Source organism: Shimia isoporae (genome assembly GCF_004346865.1).
In the GTDB taxonomy this organism is placed as follows: domain Bacteria; phylum Pseudomonadota; class Alphaproteobacteria; order Rhodobacterales; family Rhodobacteraceae; genus Shimia; species Shimia isoporae.
On record NZ_SMGR01000001.1, the window covers coordinates 2,220,623 to 2,237,077 of the forward strand.

General features: G+C 57.5%; 16 protein-coding genes. 3 read left to right on the forward strand and 13 right to left on the reverse strand.

The window, feature by feature from the left end; genetic code table 11:
- Window positions 1-81: 81 nt before the first annotated feature.
- Genes xdhC through xdhA form a run of 3 tightly spaced genes read right to left on the reverse strand, consistent with a single transcriptional unit; the run spans window position 82 to window position 4,678 of the window.
- Window positions 82-900: a xanthine dehydrogenase accessory protein XdhC gene (gene xdhC, locus BXY66_RS10880; protein WP_132860428.1), complete on the reverse strand. Its 819-nt coding sequence runs from the start codon at window positions 898-900 to the stop codon at window positions 82-84.
- Window positions 897-3,209, reverse strand: a complete 2,313-nt coding sequence (gene xdhB, locus BXY66_RS10885) for a xanthine dehydrogenase molybdopterin binding subunit (RefSeq protein ID WP_132860125.1) — start codon at window positions 3,207-3,209, stop codon at window positions 897-899. The genes xdhC and xdhB overlap by 4 nt, the downstream gene beginning before the upstream one ends.
- Window positions 3,209-4,678 carry a xanthine dehydrogenase small subunit gene (xdhA, locus tag BXY66_RS10890; RefSeq protein ID WP_243694348.1) on the reverse strand — a complete coding sequence of 490 codons (1,470 nt, stop codon included), beginning with the start codon at window positions 4,676-4,678 and terminating at the stop codon, window positions 3,209-3,211. Before xdhA ends, xdhB begins: the two co-directional genes overlap by 1 nt.
- A gap of 199 nt (window positions 4,679-4,877) precedes the next feature.
- Between xdhA and BXY66_RS10895 the strand changes: the two genes are divergently transcribed.
- Entirely contained in the window at window positions 4,878-5,780 is a 903-nt protein-coding gene (locus BXY66_RS10895; protein WP_132860126.1) for a LysR family transcriptional regulator, read from the forward strand.
- Here BXY66_RS10895 and BXY66_RS10900 read toward each other — a convergent pair.
- The 6 genes from BXY66_RS10900 to BXY66_RS10925 form a co-directional block, all read right to left on the reverse strand.
- Window positions 5,777-6,781, reverse strand: a complete 1,005-nt coding sequence (locus BXY66_RS10900) for a diguanylate cyclase (RefSeq protein WP_132860127.1) — start codon at window positions 6,779-6,781, stop codon at window positions 5,777-5,779. The genes BXY66_RS10895 and BXY66_RS10900 overlap by 4 nt on opposite strands.
- 12 nt (window positions 6,782-6,793) lie before the next feature.
- Window positions 6,794-7,381 carry a heme NO-binding domain-containing protein gene (locus BXY66_RS10905; RefSeq protein WP_132860128.1) on the reverse strand — a complete coding sequence of 196 codons (588 nt, stop codon included), beginning with the start codon at window positions 7,379-7,381 and terminating at the stop codon, window positions 6,794-6,796.
- Window positions 7,382-7,445: 64 nt separating this feature from the next.
- Window positions 7,446-9,170: a DUF4153 domain-containing protein gene (locus BXY66_RS10910; protein WP_132860129.1), complete on the reverse strand. Its 1,725-nt coding sequence runs from the start codon at window positions 9,168-9,170 to the stop codon at window positions 7,446-7,448.
- A 69-nt stretch (window positions 9,171-9,239) separates the two neighbouring features.
- Window positions 9,240-10,817: a trimethylamine methyltransferase family protein gene (locus BXY66_RS10915; RefSeq protein ID WP_132860130.1), complete on the reverse strand. Its 1,578-nt coding sequence runs from the start codon at window positions 10,815-10,817 to the stop codon at window positions 9,240-9,242.
- Window positions 10,818-11,030: 213 nt separating this feature from the next.
- Window positions 11,031-11,732: an HAD family hydrolase gene (locus tag BXY66_RS10920; RefSeq protein ID WP_243694349.1), complete on the reverse strand. Its 702-nt coding sequence runs from the start codon at window positions 11,730-11,732 to the stop codon at window positions 11,031-11,033.
- A gap of 72 nt (window positions 11,733-11,804) precedes the next feature.
- Window positions 11,805-12,089, reverse strand: a complete 285-nt coding sequence (locus BXY66_RS10925) for a DUF3572 domain-containing protein (protein WP_132860132.1) — start codon at window positions 12,087-12,089, stop codon at window positions 11,805-11,807.
- 82 nt (window positions 12,090-12,171) lie between these two features.
- Here BXY66_RS10925 and BXY66_RS10930 point away from each other — a divergent pair, with 82 nt between their 5' ends.
- The gene (locus BXY66_RS10930) at window positions 12,172-13,581 is read left to right on the forward strand and encodes a diguanylate cyclase (RefSeq protein ID WP_132860133.1); all 1,410 of its coding nucleotides are present in this window, start codon (window positions 12,172-12,174) and stop codon (window positions 13,579-13,581) included.
- Here the strand turns inward: BXY66_RS10930 and BXY66_RS10935 are convergent, their stop codons facing one another.
- The 4 genes from BXY66_RS10935 to BXY66_RS10950 all read right to left on the reverse strand — a co-directional run bounded on the left by BXY66_RS10935 (window position 13,582) and on the right by BXY66_RS10950 (window position 15,811).
- A complete protein-coding gene (locus tag BXY66_RS10935) occupies window positions 13,582-14,115 on the reverse strand; it encodes a periplasmic heavy metal sensor (protein WP_132860134.1) in 534 nt (177 codons plus the stop codon).
- A 34-nt stretch (window positions 14,116-14,149) separates the two neighbouring features.
- A complete protein-coding gene (locus tag BXY66_RS10940) occupies window positions 14,150-14,548 on the reverse strand; it encodes a hypothetical protein (RefSeq protein WP_132860135.1) in 399 nt (132 codons plus the stop codon).
- On the reverse strand, window positions 14,541-15,125 hold the full coding sequence (locus BXY66_RS10945; RefSeq protein WP_132860136.1) for an RNA polymerase sigma factor: 585 nt from the start codon (window positions 15,123-15,125) through the stop codon (window positions 14,541-14,543). Before BXY66_RS10945 ends, BXY66_RS10940 begins: the two co-directional genes overlap by 8 nt.
- 89 nt (window positions 15,126-15,214) lie before the next feature.
- Window positions 15,215-15,811 (reverse strand): EF-hand domain-containing protein, encoded by a 597-nt coding sequence (locus BXY66_RS10950; protein ID WP_165929151.1) that lies wholly within the window; start codon window positions 15,809-15,811, stop codon window positions 15,215-15,217.
- Between the two features lie 226 nt (window positions 15,812-16,037).
- Between BXY66_RS10950 and BXY66_RS10955 the strand changes: the two genes are divergently transcribed.
- Window positions 16,038-16,433 carry a DUF983 domain-containing protein gene (locus tag BXY66_RS10955; protein ID WP_132860138.1) on the forward strand — a complete coding sequence of 132 codons (396 nt, stop codon included), beginning with the start codon at window positions 16,038-16,040 and terminating at the stop codon, window positions 16,431-16,433.
- Window positions 16,434-16,455 lie beyond the last annotated feature (22 nt).

The window sequence follows — 16,455 nt, forward strand, 5'->3', positions numbered from 1 at the left end:
CTCCCGCAATCTGCAATGGATTAACCGACGCAATACCGACGCATTACTGACGGAATGCAGACTGACGATTCACCCCAAAAATCAGGTGGTGAGCTGCGTTTCGCAAACATTTTCGGTCAGCGCCGACATGACTTCAGCCACAACAAAGGCAGCGATAACTTCCGGGCGCTTGTCAGCACTTCCCGCCCCACCGATCGGACAGATCAGGTCTTCGGACCGTACGCCGTCCTGTGTCTTTGCGAAGCTGTCAAACTTCGCCCGCTTGGTTGCCGACCCAATCATACCAACATAGGCCGCATCGCCGCGAGCCAGCGCTTCGGAGGCCAACAAGAAATCGAGCGCGTGATCATGGGTCAGGACGATAAACGCACTGTAGGCCGGCGCCTCTCTGACCACGGATTCTGGTAATGCGGTCAGAGACTTACCCACATTCGCGTCGCTCATGGAGAGTTCCACCTCACGGCTGTCCACCAGTTCGCAAGCCACCGGCAAATGCTGAAACTGTTTTGCCAAAGCCCGCCCCACATGGCCCGCGCCCAGCACGTAAACCCTCGGCACGGCTGCTGCGTCTTCCGCCGCCCGTGCCTGCGCCGCGTCCCGAGCACCCGCGTCCATCACGGTCAGGCCAACCTCGACCCGCCCGCCACAGCATTGCCCGATCTCCGGCCCGAGCGGCACATCCATCACCGCTGAAACCTGCTCCGATTTCAACAACTTACGCGCCTCATCCAGCGCCATGTACTCCAGCTGACCGCCACCAATTGTGCCTGCCATGCCAGTGGAGGACACATACATAACCGCGCCAGCATCTCTCGGCGACGAACCACGAACACGGGTGATTTCCACCTGTACAACGGGGTCCTCACTCCGCAAGAACGCGATGATGGCCGCAGGACTCATCCGCGCAGCCGCTCTACGGCCATCAGAACCCGCTCTGGCGTTGCCGGCGCATCCAGTCGGGGGCATTCGCGATATTCGTTGACCGACGCAACAGCCATGCCCAGCGCCTCGAATACACAGACGGGCAACATGAACGGAGGCTCGCCAACGGCCTTGGAGCGCTTGATCGTCAACTCACGGTTCTCCGACCAATCCGCCAGATTTACATTGAATTCCCGCGGGATATCACCCGCCAGGGGAATTTTGTAGGTGCTCGGCGCATGGGTCCGCAGGCGTCCGGCGTCGTCCCACCAAAGCTCTTCCGAAGTCAGCCAGCCCATGCCCTGAACAAAAGCGCCCTCGACCTGACCTTTGTCCAGAACAGGGTTCAGGGACTTACCGACATCGTGCAGAACATCTGCTCGGTCCACGCGATACTCGCCGGTCAATGTATCCACCGAAACTTCCGCGACAGCAGCACCATAGGCGTAGTAGTAGAACGGGCGCCCTTGCCCTTTTTCGCGGTCCCAATGGATTTTCGGCGTCTTATAGAAGCCGGCAGCAGACAACTGCACACGCGCCATGTAAGCTTTTGAAATAAAATCGCTAAAGGAGAATTCTTGATCTCCGACACGCACGGTATTCGGTGCAAAAGTCACCGCATCTTCGTCGACACCCCAAGCTTCCGCCGCCCAGGTCACAAGCCGCGCCTTGATCTGTTCACAGGCATCCAGCGCCGCCATCCCATTCAGGTCGGTACCGGACGACGCCGCGGTGGCCGATGTATTGGGAACCTTTTCAGTTGTTGTTTTGGTGATCTTTATGTGGCCGATATCGACCTGAAACGCATCCGCAACCACCTGTGCAATTTTGGTGTTGAGCCCCTGCCCCATCTCGGTCCCGCCATGATTGAGCATAATCGATCCGTCGTTGTAGACATGCACCAAGGCACCCGCCTGATTGTACCACGTCGCGGTAAAGCTGATGCCGAATTTCACCGGCGTCAGAGCAATGCCTTTCCGGATGATGCCCCCCTTGGCATTGTGCTCAAGCACCGCCCGACGGCGCGCATGATACCCGGAGTCTTTCTCCAACTCTTCCACCAAACGACCAATGACGTTGTCCTCAACCTGCTGATGGTATGGCGTGATGTTGCGGTCCGTCTGACCATAAAAGTTCGCCTTTCGCACTTCCAAGGGGTCTTTACCAAGCGCATAGGCAATCTCTTCGATCATCCGCTCCGCACCAACAACTCCTTGCGGGCCACCAAAGCCGCGGAAGGCAGTGTTTGACACCGTGTTTGTCTTCATTGGCCGGCTCTGCAATCGCACATGCGGATAGAAATAGGCATTGTCCGCGTGAAACAGCGCGCGGTCAGTCACGGGTCCGGACAAGTCCGAGGCCCAGCCACAGCGCGCCGCAAACTGGGCGTCAACGGCACTGATCCGGCCGTCGCCATCAAAGGCCACATCATAGTCCACGACAAAATCATGCCGCTTGCCGGTGCTTTCCATATCCTGATCACGGTCAGGACGAATTTTCACAGGTCGCTTCAGACGTTTCGCTGCCAAGGCGGCCAGCGCTGCGAACTGGTTCATCTGGCTTTCCTTGCCACCAAATCCACCGCCCATACGACGCACATTTACCACCACTGCATTATTCGGCACGCCAAGCACATGCGCCACCATGTGCTGTGCTTCGCTCGGGTGCTGCGTCGAACAGTGTACGATAACGTCGTCATCTTCGCCCGGCATCGCAAAAGCGATATGGCCTTCAAGGTACATGTGATCCTGCCCACCTATACGCATCTGCCCGGCAATTCGGTGTTCGGCCTCAGCTTGTCCCTGCAGCACGTCTCCGCGCTGTAGCGTCATCGGCGGCGTAACATCTGGGTATCCTTTGGAAATGGCCTCATCGGCCTCAATGACGTGGTCCAGTGTATCATAGTCGATCTGCGCCAGCGCGGCAGCGCGTCTGGCCTGATCACGTGTTTCCGCAACTACGGCAAAGACGACCTGCCCCCAGAACTCAACCGTGTCCTCGGCAAACAGAGGCTCATCATGCCGGCCCGTGGGACTAACATCATTCACTCCCGGCACATCCTTGGCGGTCAGGACCTCGACCACGCCCAAAGCGGCTCGGACGGCGCTCAGGTCCATCGATACAATCCGGCCGTGCGCCACTGTCGAAGTGCCGAAATAGGCATGGAGTGTTCCGATAGGTTCCGCGATGTCATCGGTATAGTCAGCTGCACCGGTCACGTGTTTTGCGGCGCTGTCGTGGATCAGGTCGCGGTGCACGCCGCCCTTGATGGAAACGGTCTCTTTCATCACACGCCCTCCGCAGTCAGCCGGGCCTCAGCGCCTGACTGTTCGAGCCAAAATCGTCTGAACAGGTTCTGCGCCACTTTCATGCGATACTCCGCCGTTGCGCGCATGTCGTTCAAAGGTTGGAAATCTTCGGGAAGCTTCGCCGCAGCCGCGAGCATTGTCTGCTCAGACCATGGTTTTCCAATCAGGGCCGCCTCGGCGTTTCCGGCTCTTTTGGGTGTGGCTGCCATGCCACCAAATGCCAAAACTGCAGAGATGATCACGCCGTCTTTAACATCCACTTTCATCCCTACGGCCACCGAGGAAATATCTTCCTCGCGGCGTTTGGAAATCTTGTAAGCAGCATGATGACCGTGGGAAATGCGCGGTACCGAGATACTCTCGACGAACTCGCTCTCTGCCAAATCCTGTTTTCCATAGGCAACAAAGAAATCCTGGATCGGCATCTCCCGCCGGGAATTGCCTTTGCGCAGCGTGATCGATGCCCCCAACGCAATCAGCACAGGCGGCGTGTCACCAATTGGCGATCCGTTGGCAATGTTACCGCCAATCGTCCCCATGTTGCGAACCTGCCATCCGGCGATGCGATCCCAATACTCGCTAAGATGCGGATAGTGTTCGGCAATCACGTGCTGCGCCTCGGAATAGGTCACACCCGCGCCCATAGTGATCGCATCAGCGCCAACTTCGATCCGCTTCAAATCTTCGAGGTTGCCAACAAACACGGCCGGAGAAAGCCGTTTCAAAAACTTGGTCACCCATAGCCCAACATCGGTGCTTCCGGCCACAATGGTTGCCTGCGGGTTTTCCTGAAGCACTTCTGCCAAATCGTCCGCATTCGCCGGAAGGATCGCACGGCTGCCATCTCTGGCCACCTCCACACGTGCCCCATCCCGCAACGCCTGCAGCTTTGCTGTCACAGCGTCACGTTCACTGGTCAGATGTTCCGAAGAAGGCGTTCCGAAATCCGTCACGGCTTGAGCCGCGCGGATGATCGGTGCATAGCCCGTGCATCGGCAAAGGTTCCCCTGCAATGCGGTTTCAACTTGCTGAACCGTCGGCCGTTCATGGGCCATCCACAAAGCATACAACGACATCACAATCCCCGGTGTGCAGAAGCCGCACTGGCTTCCGTGGTGCTCGACCATGGCCTCCTGCACGGGGCCCAGCCGTCCGTTTGGCCCGCCAAGATATTCAATTGTCACAACGTGACAGCCCTCCAGCGATGCCAGAAACCGGATGCAGGCATTGACGGTCTCGTATTTCAATCCATTGGGCGTCAACCGCCCGACCATCACTGTGCACGCGCCGCAGTCCCCCTCTGCACAGCCTTCTTTGGTTCCGGTAAGGCGCTGGTCGATCCGCAAGAAATCAAGAAGCGTGTCATCCGCCCCCACATCGGTGAGACGCATCTCGCGATCATTGAGATAAAATCGGATCTCGTTGCGGATCCCTACGGCCTGCATCATTGGCTGTTCCCTGTGAATTTGCTGGCATGCATCGGCGCCGGTTGCGCCTTTCACTATAGTCTAAAGCGCCCCGAAGGGGCGATGATACGCGGCATTTCGCAAATCTATTTCAATAAATGATTGAAAATACCCCCCTGTTTCATTGCTAATATGCGTGAAATAGAGGCAAACTGCCTGCAAATCGCGATGGAGAGTGACCATGCCCTATCTGGAAAGTCTGCGCGTGTTCGTACGTGTTGTCGAACTCGGTTCCATCACCTCGGGCGGGCGCGACCTGCGCCTGACACCAGCGGTTGCTTCAAATCGCATCAAGGAGCTTGAGAGCCGGCTTGGCGCACGCCTGTTCAACCGCACAACGCGCAACCTATCGCCAACAGAGGTCGGCAAAGTCTTTTACGACCACGCGCGCAAAGTGATTGTTGCTCTTGAGGAGGCCGAAGCCGTAGTTGCAGACTTTTCAGACCATCCGCGCGGCACCATTCGCGTCACCGCCCCTCTTGGCGTCGGCCGCAGGATCATAGCTCCGCTGATCCCGGCGTTTTCAGACATGTACCCTGACGTCGATGTGCGCCTGCGACTGTCCGACCGCAAAGTCGATTTGCTCGAAGACGGGCTCGACGTGGCCTTTGTGCTCGGCGAGCTCAAAGACAGCAATTTCAAACTTCGCAAAATAGCAGACTGCGACAGAGTTCTCGTTGCATCACCAGACTATTTGGCACGGAAAGGCACACCGCAATCGCCGGACGACCTTTTGAAAAACCACAATTGTCTCCTGTTGCGGTTCCCGCGCTCGCCAGAATACTTCTGGACGCTTCAAACTGAAAAGGGCCCCCGCAAGATCGAGGCCAAAGGGCGGTTTGACGCGGATGACGGGGATGTCCTGACCCAATGGGCTCTCGAAGGCGCAGGCATCGCAAACAAGGTGCGCTTTGACGTAGCACAGCATTTGGAAAACGGTGAGTTGGTGGAGGTACTTGCCGATACACCGCCTGTGCCGGCCGCCTTCGGTTGCCTCTATCCCCACCGCAAGTTCCAGGATCCGAAAATCCGGCTGTTTGTAGATTTCATGAGTGGTGAAAGCCGGCAGCGCATAGCGATCTAGCTCGCCAAAGGGCCGCTCTCTTTCAACTGCGGATCAAACACTGTGTAAGTCGAACGCCCCGCATGTTTGGATGCATAGAGCGCCGTATCCGCTTCGGCCAGTAGCGTATCCATGTCCGTGTCATTGCTGCCTTGGTAGACAGAAATACCGACGCTTGCAGATACCTTGCAGATCGCGTCCTGAAACGGCACCGGCGTTTCGATTTCCGAAATGATCCGGTCGGCAATGCGCCCAAGAATGTCGAGATCGGTGGTGCCATTGAACACCAGCACAAACTCGTCGCCACCAACGCGTGCAACACAGTCTTCTTCGCGGCTGGATTCCACCAAAACCCGCGCGACGTGCTGCAAAACCGCGTCGCCCGCAGCATGGCCGCGCGTGTCATTGACCTCTTTGAAGAAGTCGAGATCCACCTGCATCAGGCCAAACGCAGTACAATCGTTCACCATCCGCGGCAGGATATGCTCGAGCGCACGACGGTTCTTCAAACCGGTCAGCGTATCTGTAAACGCCTGCTCTTCGGCGGCAATCATTGCGCCTTGCAAGCGCAGGTTCAGCTTTCGCGATGCTTCCATCGCAGCGGATTTCGCCTCGACCAGATAAAGCATTTCTATGGTCAGATCTGTTGCCGCGAAATCCGCAGCATTCAGGTCGTAGTCGCTGACCGCGTCGAGAATGGAAATGCCGAACCCGAGGTTCACCATCGCGCCATTCTCGCTTGGCATTGGTACCAGAACACCCTTCAATCCGGTCTGCGGCGCGGTTCGCTTGCGCAGGTGCAGCTTTTGCCCTGCTGTGCGTATAAGTCCGTCCATATCGGTGATGCGCTTGGGGCGGCTCAACTCGAAAACGGTCAAAAACGGCTGTCCTGCGAGCGACATGTCCGGGTACAGTTTCTGCAACGTAGGACCCGCGTGCGTAATCACGCCTTGGCCATCCAATTGCACATGCATCGGACACAATACGTCCAACATATGCAACATATCATCCGTTACCGTCATCTCCGCACCATCCTACTCAGCACGCGCGCCGAGATCGAACTCGCGGCCGCTTGCAAAGGCGGTTTCGATCAGGGTGATGTCAATGATTTCCACGCCGTCCTCGACACCGCTATGCTCAAGAAACACAAGCGCACCATAGTCGTCCGCCATCGTTCTGAGAACCCCGATGATCACGTGACCGAATCCGGCGTGCTCATAGGTGCATCGCAAGCTCAGCTTTTCAGGGCTGTGTTCTTCAAGCTCCAACCCGGGAATCGTGAGATCGTCGACGGCCAGACGTGCCCGTTCCGGCAGGTCGTCAAGCGAATGCAAAAACTCGACAAAATTCACGCCTCCGAACCGCAACAGGCGCCTCAGCGCTTCAACATTCGGGTGAGACACGAGATATGTGCCAAGGTCTTCGAGCACTGTTTCTTCGGGGACTCCCAGAGACTTGGCAGTTGATGCCACAAGACTGGTTGTGATGCTGTCCTCATAGTGCAGCATCGCCTCGAAATCGATAATTTCGACTCCGGCCATTCGGGTCACGTCGACCCAACGACGTTGCCCATAGCTATCGCGCACAAAACACTGAATGGCTCTGTTAATCAGACCATGCATCTGCTTACCCCAATTCGTCCTGCAATGATAAAGCCACAGGAGCCTTAAGAAAGTCCGAACATCGCTAGTCGACCGGTAATAATTCGTATTCCCCTATCCAAATAGAGTTCAAACGCGACGGTGCAATTTCGAAATCACCTTCAACGAGGCGCTGAATTTGTCCCGAACTTATGTCGGCCACACCGGAACTGAGGTCGAGGCTCTGGAACTCAAGTTGCCCGCGATGCTCTTTCCCCAACCAACCTCTCCAGTTGTTTCCACTTATTGTCGGGCGGAGCAGGATCGCCTGACGGCCTTCAAAGCCGCGATCAAAATTGCCGAAAATCCACACGCATCGCTCGGCTGCGGCCTCTCCGCAGACCCTAAGCGATTCAATCTCCCAATCGGACATTCCATCAAAATCGCTTGGCTGGAGCTGCTCGCCCTTCGGCAAAACCGCGACAACCTTTAACAAGGCCGTAATTTGGGCAGACCTTGTGTCCTGAGGGTCGGCCTCCTTGCCTTCCAATTCACGCGTCGCAGCGGCAGCCAAATCGGCATCCTCGGATTGAGCCAAGATGCTCAAGCCAGCCTGTCCCGGACGCCCCCAATCATTGCGCATCTCCCAGACCGGCACGTCGTAGTACGGCGTCGTTCCGGCCTCGGCACGGGCAACCTGATCGTTCGTCGAAATCCGTTCCGCATTCAGCACAGGCGACAGCCATAATGCGAACAAAACCAATGAGGATAAAGCGATCCATACGTTCGCTTTGCAGACGCGGACCATCCATCCCCGACCCATTATGACCGCGGCGGGATAAGCAACCGCATAAAGCATAACAACAAACGCTATCATCGCCGCGACAAGGCGGGGCGGTGTCCATCCGTATTGCGCCACCCGCAACCAGATCGCATAGGCAGCCAGGCCAGCTATGACCGGCAAAAGCATTGCCAGCGCGCCTGTCGCAAGTTGCATCCAGCGCACGTCTATCGCGTCCGCATCTCCACGATCCAGAGCGATAGAGACGAGCGAAATCATCACAAGGGCCACCGTCAATAGCGTTGCGGCACGGCTCAGACTTCCGAACAGTTGATCCGGTCCTTGCAAAACCGCAGCCACGGCAAAGATCGCAACGACAACCAGCACCACTGGCACCAACATGCGCAGCATACGAAGCAAGAGATAAGGGGACAGGTATTGGCGCAATTCGTGTACGACCGACAGGCCCAGCCCCAGCGCAAACCCGAGAAAACCCCAACGGAACGGATCGTTGCGCAACAGTTCTTCGATGACCGTAATACCTACAATGTCCAGCAGTTCGTGCGACAGGTAGGCGACGGCGAACAGAACACCTGCAAACAACCAACCGGCGCTATAGCGCACCAGAATGCTCCAACTGGTATCGAACAGGCATCCATAGTCCGTAAGACTTTCATGCTGCACCATTCTCACAGCAGCAAAAGGCGTAGCCACAAACAGAAATACAAGCCAGACCGCCAGAGGATGCCCGGCGCTGCTCAGGTCTTCGATGCTGTCAAACCGGAGGCCAGACATTGTGACAAGGACTGCTCCCGCAACCGCCAAAAGGATCGCAGGAACCGCGGCCCGTGCTACGCGATGCGGACCGCTCAGGCCCAACAAAACGGCGAAGAAGCCGCTTACAGTGGCAACCAACGCCAGATAGGCGTGCGGGTTGGTGATGATATCCGGTGCTTTCTCACCCAAAGCCCACAAACTTAGCCCGGCGACGGCCCCGATGATGGCCATCTCGGCGCGCCCCGCCATGGTCCGTCCATCTTCGCTATGCATCTGCCTTCTCCCGCAACTCCGCGCAATTTTATCGCGAAACTGCTTGAAAAAACAACGCGGTGTATTGGCTCAGAAGTCAGTCGGTGCGCCGCCTTCCTCTTTGCGCTTGGCCACAAAGGCCGCAAGTTCATCTCGGATAGCAGGATCGATCGGTGGCGCTTCGAAATTGGTGATGATTTCTTTGTAGATGTGGTGCGCCCGCTCGGGGGTCCACACCCCGCCCGCCGCTTCCCACGCCTCAAAGTTTCGCCAGTCGGAGGCAAACGGTTGATAAAAGGCGGTGGTGTACCGATCCTGCGTATGCTGGATACCAAAGAAATGCCCGGCGCTACCAACATCCTTGATCGCATCAATCGCAATTTCGTCCGGCCCTGTAGCCCAGACTTCAGGCTCCATATAGCGCTGGATCATCTGGATAACTTCACAATCCATGATGAACTTTTCCGGGCTGGCGATCAGCCCGCCCTCAAGCCAACCAGCCGCATGGTAAACCATGTTGGCACCTGATTGCACGGCGCTCCAAAGGCTGTTGGAGGTTTCCCACATTGCCTGTCCGTCCGGCACATTGGCCGCGCAGACCCCGCTTGCCCGCATGGGAAGGTCATAGAACCGCGCCATCTGCCCTGTCATCTGCGTGGCCCGCATATATTCCGGAGTGCCAAAAGCTGGCGCTCCGGATTTCATGTCCACATTGGAGGTGAACGTTCCGATCGCACAGGCCGCTCCCGGCCGGATGTACTGCGCGAGCGCCACCGCGCACAGAGCTTCGGCAAGCGACTGTGCAACCGCGCCGGACATCGTGACCGGCGCCATTGCACCAGCCAGTGTGAACGGCGTAACAACGAGCCCCTGATTTCGCCGCGCCATGCGCATCCATCCATCCATCATCGGCTCATCGTGTTTGAGAGGCGACGTGGAATTGATGTTGGTGTAAATCTTGGGGCTTTCCTCAAATTCCTCGTGGCTCCAGCCACCGGAAATCCGGACCATTTCCATGGCATCTTCAACGCGTTCCTTGCCGAGCGAATAGGTGTGCGGAACCTTGTCGGTCAGCGTCAGCTTGTCATACATCACGTCGAGGTGGCGCACCGAGGCGTGAATATCCTGCGGCTCCACCGGATAACCGCCAACAAAATGGATGCAATTGAAATACTGGCTCAGCTTGAAAAGGTTGGCGCACATCTCACGCGTACCGGGCACCTTGCGGCCCAATTCCATGTCCCAATAGTTCGGCGGACTTGAGACGTTTCCAAACAGGATATGCTTGTCGCCCATTGTGATAGTGTGCGCTGGGTTGCGCGGTGTCAGTGTCCAGCTTGATGGTGCCTTGGCCACCATCTCCATGACAAAGTCGCGACCCATCCGAACGGTATCACCTTCGACGATGCAGCCAGCCTCTTTCAGAATGTCGCGCGCTTCAGCGTTGTAAAACTCAATACCGATCTCTTCGAGAATGCGCATCGATCCATCGTGAACCGCTTGCACACCTTCCTCGGTGAGCGGTTCCGTCGGGCGATCCATGTTGACCGGCAACCGCCAAGGCATCTGATCGATTACTCCGGCCTTGATCCGACGTGCGGCGTTGCCGGCTCTACCGCCACCGCGCCGTCTGCGTCCGCCCGTATCTCCTGCGGTTGTGTCTGTCATGATCGCCTCCTATCGCCGGATGCGTCCCACAAAAGCGCGAGATGAACGCTGAGTCTGCGTGAATGCGACAGAACTTGTCGTTTTCCCGCCCCCGCGCTTTCAGCAACACTGAAGGCGTCCTCTGCTGAACACACAAGTGGCGAAAGATCACGCCAAAGATCCGAAGCCCAGAAAAGCTCGGGACGTTCCAAAGTTAGTTCGAGAAATGGAAGTTCAGGCAGTCAGCCAATCGGTGATGTGCCCGATGTCGGGCAACACGACGTCCGCATATGGCGCCAGCTCTTCGGTCAAGGCCACACCGGTCAGAACTGCAACGGTTTGCATCCCCGCACGGCGACCGGCAATCAGGTCGTGCGTGCTGTCGCCCACCATCACCACCCGCTCAGGCGCCAACTCAAGTTTATCAGCAAACGCCAGGAGCGGTTCAGGATCGGGCTTCGCACCATAACCGCTGTCAAAGCCGGCAATGAAGTCGAAAAGACCGCTTACTCCGGCACCGTCAAGTTGGGCTTGGGCGGAAAACTCGCTGTCGTTCGTCATAACGCCAAGCTTCAGTCCCTTTGCGCGCAGCCCCGACAAGTAGGGCGAAAGCGGCACCGCTGGCACAAGCGGCGCTCGCGCCGCATCCTGCGCCATCTTTATTTCGATCGCGTCGACATCTGCCCCCGGCACAACGGCCGCTACGGCTTCAGCTGCCTCTCGGTTCGTGCCGGCTATGACAAAACTGTCCGGACGAAACTGCTTCGCGGTCAGGTCAAAAGCGAGTGCCTCGGCGATCCGGTCAGCCAAGGCGCTGTCCCCCGCCGCGAAGCCGTGAATCGCATCGAATGCCCAAGCATTCCACGTCGCAGCGAAATCAAACAAAGTGCCGTCTTTGTCGAAGAGTAATCCGTCCGCCCGCATCGTGTTCTTCATCCCCGAAATTACTGAGCGCGACCTTGCCCGAGGTCGATGTTTGACACAAGCGCAAGAGTTGATGAATGGCCTTCAGGTCCAGTGCATCCGAGCAGACCCTAACAGAACATGCGCCGCCATAAGCGGCTGGTCATAACCGACGCCCTTCGTATCGCAGAACGCCACCACCCAAGCATCATCCATCGTTAAGAATTCAAGCACAGACCCGAGAAAGTCTGCCTCGCCAGCCCGGGCACGCAAATCGTCCACGGACGCACCTGTTGCGCCCATAAACACCGGCAATACCTCATCATTGTTGACAAGCCAAGTCAGCGCATCCAGCGCCAGAGTTTCCGCTGCCTCATGCGATAGCGTCATTTTTTATCACTTTCGAAAGCTTTTCTTAACCTTTGTGGCCGCAAGGTTAACGCAAACAAATTGCGAGTAACCAGGTCCCGTTATGACAGGTCATCTTTTGGTCGTCGATAGCATTGCAGCCAACCGGTGCGTGCTGAAAGCCAAGCTTTCCGCAAGCTTTCTCGACATCCGTCAGGCAGAATGCGGACAGGAGGCCTTGTCCATGATCGCGGAAACGCCGCCTGATCTCGTCATCGCCGGGGGCGACCTGACAGACATGACCCGCGAAACCTTCTGCCTCCGTCACAAATCCGGCGGCCAGAGCGCGGCGCCGCCCCTCATCGTCGTCGGGCCACACCTTTCTCGCGACCAGCGGCTGTCTGCAATGCGGTCCGGCGCGGATGACGTGCTTGTATCCCCTTTGAAAGACGCCCCTTTTCTGGCCCGCATACGCTGTCTTTTGCGTGCGCGAGAGACCGTACAGGGCCTTCGCTTGCAAGAATCCGCTGCCAGAATTCCAGGTCTGCACGAAGAGACCACGAGCTTTGACGCGCCATCTTCAGTTGTGTTTGCGGCGCAAGACGGCAGTGATGCGCTGAGGTGGAGCTCTTTCCTGAAACCTCTCGTGCCATACAGAATGCGCGCACTCCCCATTGGAGACGCGGTCCGGACGATGTCGCTGTATGCAAACCCTGATTGCTTTGTGATCGGTGTCCAAACAAATGCGCCAGAGGAAGCTCTTCGCTTTCTTGCCGAAATCCGCGCCCGTTCCACCACCAGAAACTCAGCTGTTCTGATGGTACTTGACCGCGAGGACGATTCTACGCGCGTCAACGCTTTGGATCTGGGGGCAAACGATGTCATGGCTGGCTGCTTCGATCCCGAAGAAGCGGCTGTCCGACTGGCTGCAATACTTGCCCGCAAGCGGTTGACGGACCGGCTTTCAAAATCCGTGGAAGCCGGACTGAATGCAGCCGTCACCGATCCGCTGACCGGGCTCTATAACCGTCGTTACGCCCTCCCTCAACTCGAACGCATAGCTCACCACGCCCAAGCCACTGGTCACGACTTTGCAGTGATGATGGCTGATCTCGACCACTTCAAAACGGTCAACGACAAATTCGGACATGCCGCCGGTGATGTTGTGCTTGCAGAAGTCGCTCGCCGCTTGCGCAGCCAAATGGGTGCCGGTGACCTAATTGCGCGCATCGGCGGGGAAGAATTTCTGATCGTTATGCACAACACCAGCGCTCAGGACGCGACGCAAATGGCGCACCGCCTGCGCGATGTTGTCAGAAGTACCCCGGTCTATTTGCGGGCCCGCGACATTCGCGTTCCGGTGACCGTGAGTATTGGCGTGACGATGGGGCACGACAGTTTTGCGACCCGGACTTCGACAAGCAACCCAAAGCGCCTCGATGCTGGTCTTCTGATTGAGCGCGCGGACCGGGCGCTCTATTCCGCCAAGGCGGACGGACGGGACTCGGTAACGATGACACGTCCCGCCGCGTGATCAATCACTCTCGCTGGGGCCCTCTTTGGGACCAAGGTCTTTCTTGCCCTTTTTATGCTTGTCCGGACCGCGTTTCAGCACTTCTTCAAGCCTGTCGGCATACGCTGATCGCTCCTCAGGTGTCATCGCGGAAATACGTTCCACCAGTTTTGCACGAGCTAGGTCGCGCCGCCCCTCTGCGGACCGGTCAATGTCGCGCAGGGTGTCATTCAGAACCACCGGATCAAATGCATCCGAGCGCAACACCTCCACTGTCTGCAGATATAGGGCCCGATCTCCCATCAGCGTGTGCCCGCCATCCCGATAGCTCTGCCGGATTGCGCGCCCCACTGCGCGACGGTCTTCGCGGCTAAGGGCTTGAACATACGGCGTTCCGAACCGTTCCTTGGCACCCGGCCCGTCTCCGCCGTGTCCACCACGATGGGACAGAACAGCCCCCCCGATCACGCCAAGGACCAGAAGGTTCACCGCCAATGACGCCACCAGCAATCCGCGCAACGGTCGGCGTTGTTTCTTTTCATCGATCTGCGTCATGATTGCGCCTTTCGTCTCTCACCCGGCGGCCCCGTCAGTTGCCCAGAAAGGCATAACTTGCGTCCAACGCCGAGAGATAGGTTTCTTCACTCGATACAATCAGGCTGGTGCCGATGTCGCTTTGCAACATTGCCGGCCCCGCCGCCACTCCAATCCAGACACCGGCCACGGTGGCTGCAGCCAATCCGGACACGGACTGCCACCCACCAAGCAAAGCAACGGCCTTCGCCACAAAAGACGCCCGCGGTACTTCAGCGGCCTGCGCGACCGGGTTCGACACCGGCATCGCTGCTTCTGCATCAGCAAGCACACGCGCCATGAAGTCCGGCGTAGGATCAGCAGCCGCATCATCCTTGGCTGCCGCAAAAAGCGAGTCGAGCAACGCCTCGTCTTCGCGCGCCAGCGGCGTTTTTTCTCTGTCTTTGTCAGCCATCGGTATACCCCAATGCTTCGCGCTGTCCGGCCAGAGCCTTGGCCAGCGTCCGTTTCCCCCGCGCCGTCAGACTTTCCACAGCCTCGACGCTTATGTCCATGATCTCGGCAATCTCGGGATTGCCCAGACCTTCGATGTGGCGCAACACGACCGCTTCTCTTTGGCGATCTGGCAGCGTCGCCAAAGCGGTTTGCAAAGCGTCCTGACGCGCCCGATCCTGCATCGTTTCCGCCGCAGACTTGGCGTCGTCCTCAGGTTCGGGAATCGCATCGAGAGCGACGCCACGCGCCTTGCGCAACCGGTCAGTCGCAAGATTGGCCACCACACGATATAGCCATGTCGTCACCTTGGCCTCACCTTGTCGCCAGTCAGGCGCGATTTTCCAGAGCCGGATCAAGGCTTCTTGCGCCACGTCTTCCGCATCAGCCTGACTCCCCAGCATCCGGTAGGCATGCGCATAAACCCGAGGCGTCAACCGCAAGGTCAACGCGCGGGCCGCCGCGCCATCCCCATTTGCGTAAAGCACCAAAAGCGCTTCATCAGGGATATCCTGTTGCTGGTCATAGGGCATTGTCATGGTCCCGATGGCTAGCCTGTGTCCGTACGTGTTGCAATCTCGGCATTATCGTCGGACGGCGAATGGCCGCCCGACGATCCTGACAAACCTCAGTTACCCTGAGCTTTGCCTGCGCGTTTCTTGCCGAATTTACCGGCCTCGAACTCCTCCTTGGAGATCACGCCATCGCCATTGGTGTCGAGTTTTTCAAACATCTTGGCTTTTCGGTCGGCCATTTTGGCTTGTCGCTCGGCCTTGTGCGCGTCGAATTCTGCCTGGCTGATCTTGCCGTCTCCGTCGGCGTCCATACGCTCAAACATCTTGGCATGACGATCGCCGCGCGGTTTCATTTCGTCTTCGGTCAACTTACCGTCGCCGTTTGTGTCCATTTTGGAGAACATTTTGTCCAGCTTCTTGGCACGACGGTCCGAATTGCCCTCACTACCTTCCTTGGCCGAGAACTTCGATTTCATCTCTTCCAAAGAAATCGCGCCGTCTCCGTCCGTATCAAGCTGCATGAAACGCGACTTGGCGTGTGCTTCCATCTCTTCAACGGTGATGAAACCGTCGCCGTTGGTATCCAGTTGTTCAAAGGTCATGGGCTCACCGCCACGATGATGCCGGTCGCCTTCCTTGGCTGACGCGCCCACTGCGGTAACACTCAGGGCTGCGACGACAACACCACCAATAAAATAACTCGTTTTCATGTCTTCGGTCTCCTTCAGAAAATGCGCATGGCGCATCGGCTCTCTGTGCCTGTTTCGTGATGGTGAAACGGCCGGAGCGGCGTTTTCCGTCGCAGTTTCCGATATTTTTTTTTAGGCTGGCCCCGCTTGGCTTTTGCGACATGGCGACGCAAGCGCATTTGCGCCCTTTTAACTCGGCTGCACTAGGGTCATCTTGATAGCGCGAACAGATCAAAGTGTATTGAGTATGAGCACAGTGACAGACCCGATTTCCGAAACCGCCATCGAAAACGAGCGCCCTGTAAAACCGGCGCTTTTGCGCGGCTGGAAACGTAAGTGCCCCAACTGCGGCACAGGCCCAATGTTCAAAGGCTATCTCAAGGTCCGCGACCATTGCCCGGTCTGCAAACAGGATCTTTCGCACCAGCGGGCTGACGACGGACCTGCCTATCTGACCATTCTGATTGTTGGCCATATCCTGGCGCCCCTTCTGCACGTCGCCTTTGTCCACTGGCGTCCGGACCCACTCATTCTCTTCACCGTTTTTGCGGTTGGCTGCGTCGGGCTCTCGCTCTACCTTCTGCCCAGACTGAAGGGCTGTGTCGTTGCGTTTCAATGGGCACGAAGGATGCACGGATTCTGAAATCCGTTCTATAAAGGCCCCG